Annotated in this window: 7 protein-coding genes; 1 reads left to right on the forward strand and 6 read right to left on the reverse strand. The window is 60.7% G+C overall.

The annotated features are described in order from the left end of the window. Nucleotides 1–86: 86 nt before the first annotated feature. The 6 genes from fhuB to C7477_RS16280 all read right to left on the reverse strand — a co-directional run bounded on the left by fhuB (nucleotide 87) and on the right by C7477_RS16280 (nucleotide 8,740). Nucleotides 87–2,075 (reverse strand): Fe(3+)-hydroxamate ABC transporter permease FhuB, encoded by a 1,989-nt coding sequence (gene fhuB, locus C7477_RS16250; protein WP_210206159.1) that lies wholly within the window; start codon nucleotides 2,073–2,075, stop codon nucleotides 87–89. Further along, nucleotides 2,072–2,896, reverse strand: coding sequence for an ABC transporter substrate-binding protein (locus tag C7477_RS16255; protein ID WP_245411871.1), 825 nt, complete (start codon nucleotides 2,894–2,896; stop codon nucleotides 2,072–2,074). The genes fhuB and C7477_RS16255 overlap by 4 nt, the downstream gene beginning before the upstream one ends. Before the next feature lie 217 nt (nucleotides 2,897–3,113). Continuing rightward, nucleotides 3,114–5,552 (reverse strand): TonB-dependent siderophore receptor, encoded by a 2,439-nt coding sequence (locus tag C7477_RS16260; RefSeq protein ID WP_245411872.1) that lies wholly within the window; start codon nucleotides 5,550–5,552, stop codon nucleotides 3,114–3,116. A 349-nt stretch (nucleotides 5,553–5,901) separates the two neighbouring features. Further along, nucleotides 5,902–6,828, reverse strand: a complete 927-nt coding sequence (locus C7477_RS16270; protein WP_110754070.1) for a FecR family protein — start codon at nucleotides 6,826–6,828, stop codon at nucleotides 5,902–5,904. 97 nt (nucleotides 6,829–6,925) lie between these two features. After that, nucleotides 6,926–7,438 carry a sigma-70 family RNA polymerase sigma factor gene (locus C7477_RS16275; protein WP_110754059.1) on the reverse strand — a complete coding sequence of 171 codons (513 nt, stop codon included), beginning with the start codon at nucleotides 7,436–7,438 and terminating at the stop codon, nucleotides 6,926–6,928. A gap of 129 nt (nucleotides 7,439–7,567) precedes the next feature. Then, on the reverse strand, nucleotides 7,568–8,740 hold the full coding sequence (locus tag C7477_RS16280; RefSeq protein WP_181418451.1) for an MFS transporter: 1,173 nt from the start codon (nucleotides 8,738–8,740) through the stop codon (nucleotides 7,568–7,570). 254 nt (nucleotides 8,741–8,994) lie between these two features. Between C7477_RS16280 and recQ the strand changes: the two genes are divergently transcribed. Further along, nucleotides 8,995–10,854 carry a DNA helicase RecQ gene (recQ, locus tag C7477_RS16285; protein WP_110754063.1) on the forward strand — a complete coding sequence of 620 codons (1,860 nt, stop codon included), beginning with the start codon at nucleotides 8,995–8,997 and terminating at the stop codon, nucleotides 10,852–10,854. The last annotated feature ends 159 nt before the right edge of the window (nucleotides 10,855–11,013 follow it).

The raw sequence follows: 11,013 nt of genomic DNA on the forward strand, positions 1-11,013 counted from the left end.
AATATGTTGCACTGCCATCGGATGCCTAAGTCCGCGTTTTTGGCCGGTCCGTCCATGGCGCTAATTATTGGAGTATGTAAGCAACCTTATTCGCTTTTTGCCCAACGTCGTATCATGAAATACGGTCCGCCGATGAAGGCGGCGAGCAGGCCGGCCGGCACCTGCCATGGAAAGATCACGGTTCGTCCCAGCCAGTCGGCGGCCAGCAGGATGAAACCGCCTGTTAGCGCCGAGGCGAGAAGCTGGGGCAGGGCGCGCTGGAAGCCGAGTGTGCGAGCAAGGTGCGGCGCCATTAGACCGACGAAGCTCAATGGGCCGATGAGCAGGGTGGCGACGCCGGTCGGGATGGCGATCAGCAGCATGAGGATCAGGCGCGTGCGTTTCAGCGTGACGCCCAAGGCGCGTGTGCTGGTTTCACCGAGCGGCAGGATGTCCAGCCAGCGGGCGGTCAGGGGGAGTACTCCGAGAAGGAGGAGCGCTGTTGTCACGGCAGTGATGGCGTCGGGCCATGTGGCGCGGTAGGTCGAGCCGGCCATCCATGCCAGCAGATATTCGACCCGCTGATCGCCGGACGCGATGAACAGCGCCGAAAAGGTCGAGGCGATGGTCGTCAGCGAAACGCCGGCAAGCAGCAATTGGTCGCTGGAGAAATGGTTGCGGCGACCGACTGCCAGCAATGTGACAAGCGCGGCGAATGAGCCGGCGAGAGCGGCTGCGAGCATTGCGATATGATCGATGCCCCCGGTGAACAGCATGAGCGCGAGCACGCCGATGGTGGCGCCTCCCGATATGCCGAGGACCTCAGGCGCGGCCATCGGGTTGCCGGTCATGCGCTGCATCAGCGTGCCGGCGAGCGCCAGCATGATGCCGCAGCCCAACGCGGTGAAGACGCGCGGAGCCCGCAGTTCCAAAAGCTCAGCCGAAAAGATCCAATGCCAGCCGCCGATGCCCCGGCCGAATGCCAGGGCAATGAGGAGCGTACCAACGAGTACGGCAATACCGATGCAGATATGTTTCCATGTGCCGCGCCGCACGGATGCATCAGCGGATTGAGCCGGACTGGGAATCGTGCGCAGCCTCGCCAGCAGAAACAGAAGCAGCGGCGCGCCGAGCAGGGCCGTTGCCGTACCGGTGGGTACTTCCGAGGGGAAAGGGGCGATCTGCACGAGGCGGTCGGTCAGCCACAGTAGCGAGGCTCCAGTCAGCGGCGCCCATATCAGCCGCTTACGCAGGGATCGCGCGCCCAGGAGATGCACGAGGGCGGGCGCGGCAAGCGCGACGAAGCTGATGACGCCGACATAGGCGACGACGACGCTGCTCAAGACGATGGCCACACCCAAGCCCGCCATGCGGATCAAGGCGGGACGAGAGCCCAGGCTCTGCACGCTTTCGCTGCCAAGTTCGAGCAGGATGAGCGGGCGCAGCATCGCGGAAGCTGCAACGAGGCTCACGGCGAGCCAGGGGATCAGGGATATGACGTCGGCATCGCCGTTCTGGATGAGCGATCCGCTTTGCCAGATGAACAGTTCCTCGGAATATTCATGGTTGAGCGCCATCAGCAAGGCGCCGGCGGAGCTGCAGGTCAGGCTGACGATCAAGCCTGACATGATGACGGCGACCGGCGAGAAAGCACGGCCCCGTGCCGTCATGAAGACGATGGCCGTCGTTACCGCTCCGCCCAGAAGCGCGACCCAGACCCTGCCGCCGTCGAGCATTGAGGGCGCATAAAGCGTGGCAACCGTTATGGCGAGGCTTGCCCCGGCATTGGTGCCGATGGTGGTCGGTTCCGCCAGCGGGTTACGCAGGATCTGTTGAAGGAGCACCCCGGTCAATCCCAGAGCCGCGCCCACGAGCGGCGCGATGAAAAGGCGTGGTAGCGCGGCGTATCGGAAAAGCAGTTGCTGCGGATTGTTGAGATCGGTTGAAGCAACAGCGTTCCACCAGAGGCCCAGCGGCAGGAGTTGCAAAAGGCCTGATATCGTCAGGGCCGCCGCGAGCAAAGCGGGGAGGGCGACCAGAACGGTCAGCTTTCTCTGTTTGCCTGCCAGCGGTATCGAAGGGGATGCCATGCTCATATATTCGCCAGAAGTGCCGCGAAGCGTTGCGCGGCGAGGAGGGCGCCGAAGGGCCAGACCGGCGCAATCCTGATGACCTTGCCGTTCCTGACGCAGGGAAGGTTGTTCCAGAGCGAGCTGTTGTCGATGCGGATCTGGACATGTCGCGGGATGGGATCGAGCGAAATCAGGGTGGCATCGCCGATCGAGACCAGTTCCTCGATGCCGGCCTGCGCAAAGCCCCAATCCGTGGTTGGCCGAACCCACGCATTGGCGAGCCCCAGCCTGTCCATCACATCCTGAAACAGGCTCCCCGCACCGTAGACGCGAACATGGCGGTCATCGAACATGCTGACCACGCAAAGCGGACGCGCCGCGCGGGGGGCAAGCTTCGTCCGCGCTTGGGCAATGGAATTTTCCACATTCGTAATCAATTGGTCCGCTTGTCGCTCACGGTCCAGCACGGTCCCCAGCCGCCGGGTTTCCGCGACGGCCTGTGCGTAGGGCGAAGACGTGCCGTCATAAAAGGGGATATTGAACACCGGCGCGAAGCGGATGAAGTCATTCGCGTCCAGCCCATAGCCATAGGCGCCGACGATGAGATCCGGTTGAAGCTCCGCCAGCAATTCGAGATTGGGCTCGCTGCGTGATCCGAGATCCATGACGGATGCCGGCAATTGCGGTTCGACCACCCAGTCGCGATAGCCTCTTATGTCACCAACGGCGATGGGTGTTATTCCGAGCGATATCACCATCTCCGCCGACGTCCATTCGAGGCACACGACACGGCGCGGACGCGTTTCTGCAATGGCGGGACTGCCGCCGAACGATGCCAGCGCCAACCCGCCAAGAAATGCCCGCCTTGTGATGACTGGAGATACCCCCCTCTGCCCTGCCGGGCATCTCCCCCTCAAGGGGGGAGATTGGCTGGCATGGCTCACCGCACCCATCCAGCAATGTTGGCGATTGGCACCAACCGTCGGTGAAGGCGTAATCTCCCCCCTTGAGGGGGAGATGGCTGGCAAGCCAGAGGGGGGTGCCTCGAACGCAGTCACGAACCTACCAGCTAACTTTCAACGTGCCGGTCACCCGGCGCCCCTCGCCATAGAAGCAGCCGAAACTTTCGGCGAAGCAGGAGGCGACGTAGGTCTTGTCGAAGAGATTGCTGGCGCCGAGCTGCAATTGGACGTTCTTCCAATCGTAGCTGACAGAAGCATCGACCAGGGTCACGGCAGGCACCTTGAACGTATTCGCGTCGTCGCCATAAGTGGATCCGACATAGCGCACGCCCGCGCCAAGCCCGAGACCTTCGAGAGCGCCGCTCTGGACCTTATAGTTCGCCCAGAGCGATGCGCTGTGGGTGGGTACGCCGAATGGCGTGTTACCCTGATTGCTCGATCCGTCCTCGTTGACGGTGGTCGCCTTCGAAATCTCGGTATCGAGATAGGTATAGGCGAGCCGCAGATCGACGCCTGAAGCAACGCTGGCGACGCCCTCCAACTCGATGCCCCTAGAGGTGATCTCACCGGTCTGGAAGACCTCGTCGCCGGCGGAGCGCATGACGTTCTGGCGGGTCAGTTCGAACGCGGAAAGCGTGATGAAGGAATTCCAGCCGACAGGCTGATATTTTACGCCCACCTCATATTGCCGGCCTGTTTCCGGCTCGAACGGGTTTCCGGCGCTATCGAACCCGGCCTCCGGCAGGAAGGACTCCGAGTAGCTGATATAGGGGGCAAGTCCATTGTCGGCGAGATAGACCAGTCCGGCGCGGCCGGTGAAGGCCTTGTCCTTCTGTTCTATATGCTGGTCGGCAATCGGATCGCTTACCTCGGAATTCACCCAGTCCTGACGTCCGCCAAGCGTCAGGTGCCATTTGTCGAGCGTGATCTGGTTCTGCGCGTAGAGGCCGATCTGCTCCTGAATGGTGGTGGTGTTCTGATAGGGCGTCAACTCACCGATCGGGCTGCCATAGACCGGATTCCAGATATCGAGCGGCTCAGCTGTCCCCTCGGCGGCGAAATCGCGGTATTTGTAACGGGAATAATCCAGCCCCATCAGGAATTTGTGTTCCAGAGCGCCGGTCTCGAAATCGGCGAGCGCTTGCGTATCGATGGTCACGCCATGCAAGCGGCTGCCGCCGGCATCGGCATAACGGTCATAGGTGCGGCCATCTTCCTGCAGTCCGCCACCGAAAACACCTTCCTCATCATGCTTCATCCAGACATAGCGGGCGTTCTGCTTGATCTGCCACGTCTCATTGAAACGATGCTCGAACTCGTAGCCGATGGAGGCCTGCGTGTTGTTGTAGGTATCGAACCCCGGCTCGCCGACGAAACGGCTCGAAGGCAGCTTGCCGAAGCCGTGCGGGCTTGGCCTTATCGTGCCGTCGGCGGGCAGATATTGCATCGCCCAGCCCGACCGGTCGCGCTGGTAGTTGGAGAGGACCGTCAGCTTGGTGTCCTCATCGGGCTTCCAGGTCACCGATGGGGCGATGAAGACGCGATCTTCATTGACGTAATCGATCTGGGTATCGCCCTTTCGGACAAGCCCGACCAAGCGGTAATACAGGTCGCTTTCCGGCGACGCCTGCCCGCTGAAATCGAACCGTCCTTCCTTGCGGTTAAAGTTGCCGACGCTGAACGAAACATCGTTGATCCGCTCCTCGGTCGGCCGCTTGCTCACATAGTTGATGATGCCGCCCGGACCGGTCTGTCCATAGAGCACGGAAGCGGGGCCGCGCAGGATCTCGTAGCGCTCCGCGCCGAAGGGATCGAGCCCGGTGAAGAACACATACTGGCTTTCCTTCAGTTTCAGGCCGTCGCGGTAGAAGACGCCATGCGCGCTGGAAAGACCGCGCAACTGCACGCCCATGCCGCGATTGTCCGTGCCGTAGACATTGCCGTTCACGCCGGGGGTATAGCGCAGCACGCTGTTGAGGCTGTCCATGTTCATCGTGTCCATCTGGTCGCGCGTGACGACGGAGACGGACTGCGGCGTTTCGATCAAGGGGGTATCGGTCTTCATGCCGGTGGAGCCCTGCTTGGCGACATAACCCTTGACCGGTCCCCAGGCGCTCTCGATGCGGGAATCGATGGTAATGGGGTTGAGAACGATCGCCCCCTCGGCTGCCGCACCGGTATCCCCCGTGGTCGCGCCGGTCGTCTCGATGAGCGTCACCGTTTTGGCATTGGTGAAGCGGTAGCTGAGGCCTGTACCGCTAAGAAGTTTGCCCAAGGCTTGCTCGCGCGTGAGACTTCCCGAAACGCCGCGCGAATTGCGGCCTCGGGCGAGATCGGCGGGGTAAAGCACCTGCAGATTGCTGCGCTCGCCGAACTGGGCAATCGCATTGCCGAGCGATGTAGCGGGAATGGCGTAGCTGACCCGGTTGGTGGTCGCCTGCTGCGCCGTTTGGGCGTTTGCCATGGCGGGATAGATTGCCGCCGTTGCCAGAAGCGCCACATTCAAACGCGCCAGCGTTGCGCCGATCGCGCCAGTCAAACCTCTTCCAGTCCCCTGCATGCCGTCCCTCTTAAACTCTTGAACACGTTCCCCGTGGCGCAACAAAATGCGCCTGTCGATGGCATGACGAGTCCGGGCGGGGAGTCCCTCACCTAAATATGAAAATAAAAGTCATGATAAGTCGAGAGGGCGCTGTTTTGATGGAATAGCTTCACGTTCTCACCCCCCTCTGCCCTGCCGGGCATCTCCCCGTCAGGTGGGGAGATTGGCTTAACTTCGACGTTTGCGATTGGTGCGAGAGCGGTCATGAAGGCGTAATCTCCCGCCCTTGAGGGGGAGATGCCCGGCAGGGCAGAGGGGGGTACTTAGCGCCCGCGTTTCTAGTGGCTCACGCCGGGCGAAGCAGCACCAGATAGGGCGTCAATGTGGTGCTTCTGACCGGCAGCGTTCCGGTGATGGCGTCGAGCACGCCGTCGGGATTGCGGATGTCGAAAATGCCGCTGACGCGCAAGTTCAGCAGGCTTTTGTCGAGGATGCGGATCGTGCCGCGGCGATACCGGTTCACGTCGGCGATCACGCGGCGCAGGGGCTGGTCGTCGAAAATCAGCTTGCCGCGCCGCCATGCGGTTTCCGCCGATGTTGCTCTCCTGATATCGCCAAGGCGGCCATTCTGGTAGGAAACGCTTTCGCCGGCTTGGAGCCGCGCATCCATCGCTCCGGGCGATGGCGCCACCGAAACGGCGCTTTCTTCAACGGCGACGATGACGTCGTCATCGGTGAGATGCACGACGAATTCCGTGCCGAGGGCAGCGGTGCTTCCACCCGAGGCTTCGACGATGAAGGGGCGGTGCGCATCCTTTGCCACCTTGAAGAAGGCGCGTCCCCGCTGCAACCGAAGCCGCCGGGCCGACGCCGTATAATTGACAGAGATGGCGCTGTCGGCATCCAGATCGACCACGCTGCCATCGGCCAGCGTCAGCGATTTCAGCTCGGATGTGCCGGTATAGTGGTCGCTGGCGATAAAGTCCGGCATGCCGTTAAGCGCCATGACACCCCCCGCCAGCGCAAGCGCACCCCCACCCAGGAACATCCGCCGCGAGGTGAGGGGGGTGTGCGTGACTCGCCGGGGGTCGGCGATGCCGTCCAAAGTGGACCAGACGCCGGCGAGCTTCTCATATTCTTGGACATGCGCGGCATCGAGGCCACGCCAGCGCTCGAATTCCCGGTGCTCCTGCGCCGTGGCGTCACCGGAATTGATCCGCACGAACCATGCAAGCGCCGCGTCACGGACAATAGTGTTGGTGCTTCTGGCCATCGGAAACCGGGTTTGAAATGGAGCGGAGCCGAAATTTTCGGTCGCTTTTGAGAATAAGACGGCTGCGGAGGCGCTTTCCCTCACGCCGTCGCTAAAATTAATCGAGAAGATCCGCCATGCGGTCACGGCAATGGGAAAGCGCCTTCATGATGTGTTTTTCCACCATGCTGCGCGAAATGCCGAGTTCGCCGGCGATTTCCATATGACTCAAGCCGTCGAACTTGTGCATCAGAAACACCTCGCGGCACCGGTCGGGCAGTTCGGCAACGGCTTTTTCCAGAATCTCCAGCCGCTGGCGATAATCGATGACGCTATCGGCAGGCGGCTCGTCCAGCGCCTGATCGGGAGCCAGCGCGGAGGTGAAGTAGCGGGCGCGGGAGGCCTCGCTGCGAAGATGATCGACGGCGATATTGTTGGCGACACGGAAGATATACGCGCGCGGGCTGTGAACCGGCGTTTCGGCTGGCAGGTGCTGCAATCGCAGATACGTATCCTGCACAACGTCCCGCGCCGAGGCGGCGCTGCCGAGCTTTCTGGTCAGATGCCTGACCAGATCGGCATAATGCAGGGTCAGCATATGCAGCAGCGGAGACTTTTCGTCCGTAACCATCCTGGCACCAGTTTGCGCTTCAATTGTCCGTGAGGCAAAGCAGCTTTAGGCATCTTTAATGAATGAGTAAAGCTGTACGCGCGTGAGGCCGGCTGCCTGCGAAAAGCCATTCAAGCGGTCATCCGATGCCTAAAGCACAAACGCTGATATCAGCGCCAAGGCGACTAATAAGCTGGACGCGCTTAGAAGGGATGATGATATCCCGAACTGGTCAGCTAAAACGCCGACTATCAAGCTACCGAGTCCCATACCGACATACATTGCCAAGATGTTAAGAGAGATGGCTCTTGCTCGGACTTGGGAAGAAAAGATCGACTGCGTCTTACCATTCAGAATAGCCACCATCGCGCCCCATCCGATACCGAACAGCCCACATGCTCCCAACGCCTGCAAAAATCCGGTTCCTTTCGTCAACCCCGCCAGACCGAGAGCGCACGCGATACAAAGAAAAAATGCGACCCAGCCGTCCGACATCCGCATCCTAAGCCGCTTCAGAAATCCCGTCGCTACGACCGCACCTAGCCCAGTAGATCCCATGCACCAACCCAACAAGTTTGCGGATTCGCCCGGCATTGTTGTGTTCGCATAGACTGGCAGAAGAGCCCAAAAAGCGCTTCCGCTGAGGAATAATAAGAATGTGACCGAGAGTGTGGGGATAAACGCCTGCTGCTTGAGTATACCGCCAAAACTCATTGGCGGTTGCTTTCGGTCATCGAACCCAACAAGGCGACTTTCAGAGGCGGGCCAAAACCAATACATAATTCCCAATGCAGCTCTCGATAACATCCCGTAGGCAAATACGGCTATTGGACCCGCGATCGTCAGGATTGCCGCACCCGCAGGGGGACCAAAAGACCTGGCCAAATTGGAGCCGAGTGTGTTCAATGCTGCAGCCTCCATGATTTTTGGGGGCTCGACGATATCCGCAGACATTGCTTGCGAGGCAGGAAAATTTGCCCCCATGCCAACTGCCATCAGGGCCGCGAACACGAGTAGAATTGCGGGAGTGACCGCTCCAATTGCGTAAGTTATGACCATGGCGGCGCCGACCGCTGTCATCCAGGCGTTGACCCAAAAGAGGAATCGGCGTCTTTCCCAGCGATCGGCAAGGATGCCGGCGGGAAGCGCCGCGAAAGCGACGGGGAGCGACGCTGCCGCTTGGACAGAAGCTACCATGAACGTCGACGCCGACATCTGGGTCATGGACCAGCCAATCGCAACTGTGTTCATCCAGACTGAGAAATATGCAAACTCGTTGAAGACCCAGTACGTGCGAAATGGCCGCTCAAGCAAAAGCGTCATTTGTGGCTGCCGCATGTTGCCAAGAGGTCGTGGCCCTTACCCATTCACGGAGTTCCTCATATTTTTCCTGCAGCCCCTCATAGGATTCCGCGGTAAATATAATGCTCTGCATTTCCGCGTTGCAACGCGTGTCGAGAAAAGCATGTCAGCCAATGAAGGCAGACGGTTCGTGGGCAGCAGAATATGCTTGAGCACAGCCTTCAATCGTGCGCTACGGAATGCCATAAGGATGGCCTTCCCTAGAGAGCGATTCCATGGTGCAGATACATACCCGTTTCGATCCAGAATTTGACGGCGAGGCGGCGAAAGAGCCGCTTGCCGTCCTGAAGCGCGTCTACGGTTACCCCGCCTTCCGTGGCAAGCAGGCCGATGTCGTCGAACGGGTCGTGTCGGGTGGCGACGCGGTCGTCCTGTTTCCGACCGGTGCAGGAAAATCCCTTTGCTACCAGATTCCGGCGCTCTGTCGTGATGGCGTCGGGATTGTGGTTTCACCTTTGATCGCGCTGATGCGGGATCAGGTGGAAGCGCTCAAGCAACTTGGCGTGCGCGCCGCCGCGCTGAACTCCTCGCTGACGCGCGAGGAATTCGTCGAGGTGCGCCGGGCGGTTGCCGATGGCGAACTCGATCTTCTCTATGTGACACCCGAACGCATTGTGACATCCGCCTTCAAGGACATGGTCCGCAATGCGCGGATCGCCTTGTTCGCCATAGACGAGGCGCATTGCGTTTCCCAATGGGGGCATGATTTCCGCCCGGAATATCGCGAACTCGGCCACCTCGCCGAGGAATATCCCGGCGTGCCGCGGATGGCGCTGACGGCGACAGCCGATCCGCATACCCGCGAAGATATCATCGACAAGCTCCACCTGCATTCGGCGGAAGTTTTTACCACCTCGTTCGACCGTCCGAATATCGCCTATGAAATCGTCGAGCGCGACCAGCCCCGGCAGCAACTCCTGCGTTTCCTCTCGCGCCACAAGGGTTCGAGCGGCATCGTCTATTGCCTGTCGCGCGCCAAGGTGGAGGACACGGCGGAATGGCTGAACGGGCAGGGGATATACGCGCTTGCCTATCATGCGGGCATGGACCGCGCCGTTCGCGATACCAATCAGGATGCCTTCCTGAAGGAGGAGGGCCTTTGCCTCGTCGCCACCGTGGCCTTCGGCATGGGCATCGACAAGCCGAATGTGCGCTATGTTGCGCATCTCGACCTGCCCGGCTCCGTCGAAGCCTATTATCAGGAAACGGGCCGCGCCGGGCGGGACGGGCTACCATCGGATGTCTGGATGGCCTATGGCATGGCCGATGTCATCCAGCGCGGACGGATGATCGACGAAGGAAATTCAGGCGACGATATCAAGCGCGTCGAACGCGCCAAGCTCAATGCGCTGCTCGGTATCTGCGAAACGCCGGGTTGCCGCAGGCAGGCGATTCTCGCGCATTTCGGCGAGGCGCATGGGGGTCAATGCGGCAATTGCGATACCTGCCTCAAGCCGGTGGAGACCTGGGACGGAACGGATGCCGCCATCAAGGCGCTGGCGGCGATCTACCGGACCGGCGAGCGCTTCGGCACCGGCCACCTCATCGACGTGCTGCTCGGCAATGAGAACGAGAAGACCACCCGCTTCGGCCATACTACCATGCCGGTTTTCGGGGCCGGTAAGGATATTGCGTCCAAGACCTGGCAGTCGGTCTACCGCCAGCTCCTGGCTGCCGGCCTTGTCAGCGTCGATCATGGCGCCTTCGGTGCGCTGAAACTGGAGCCGGGGGCCCGCGCCGTCTTCAAGCGCGAGCGCGAGGTTCGCTTCCGCAAGGACCGGCCCACGGGGAGGAAGGCAGCGAAGGGCGGGTCACTGCGTTCAGAAAACGCCAAAGCCGCGCTGGAAGGCGCTGATATGGAGCTTTTCATGGCGCTTCGCGCGGCCAGAATGCTTATCGCCAAGGAGCTCTCGGTTCCGCCCTATGTCGTCTTTCCAGACACGACGCTGGTTGCCTTCGCCACCGAGCGACCGACGACCCGCGATGCGCTCCTTGGCATCTCAGGTGTCGGTCAGTCGAAATTGGAGCGCTATGGCGATGCCTTCCTGAAGGTGATACGCGCGCACCGGAATTAGGGCATTTCACTTTTGGATGGAACGATACTTTTTTGCCGGGTGCGGCAACTTCACCGTTGAGGCATGGATTCCTGTGACAAGCACAGGAATTGTCTGTTTGTTTCATGCTTAATTGGCGCTGAGGCTGGATGCGATTCCCGGGATGGCCACCCCGGGAAT

Origin of the sequence: Paramesorhizobium leguminum (genome assembly GCF_003217235.1) — a bacterium.
GTDB lineage: Bacteria > Pseudomonadota > Alphaproteobacteria > Rhizobiales > Rhizobiaceae > Paramesorhizobium > Paramesorhizobium leguminum.

Bases quoted from the DNA above. Each gene is read 5' to 3' on its own strand.
- fhuB (WP_210206159.1), bottom strand. From the start codon at position 2,075: ATGAGCATGGCATCCCCTTCGATACCGCTGGCAGGCAAACAGAGAAAG.
- C7477_RS16270 (WP_110754070.1), bottom strand. From the start codon at position 6,828: ATGGCCAGAAGCACCAACACTATTGTCCGTGACGCGGCGCTTGCATGG.
- C7477_RS16275 (WP_110754059.1), bottom strand. From the start codon at position 7,438: ATGGTTACGGACGAAAAGTCTCCGCTGCTGCATATGCTGACCCTGCAT.
- C7477_RS16280 (WP_181418451.1), bottom strand. From the start codon at position 8,740: ATGACGCTTTTGCTTGAGCGGCCATTTCGCACGTACTGGGTCTTCAAC.
- recQ (WP_110754063.1), top strand. From the start codon at position 8,995: ATGGTGCAGATACATACCCGTTTCGATCCAGAATTTGACGGCGAGGCG.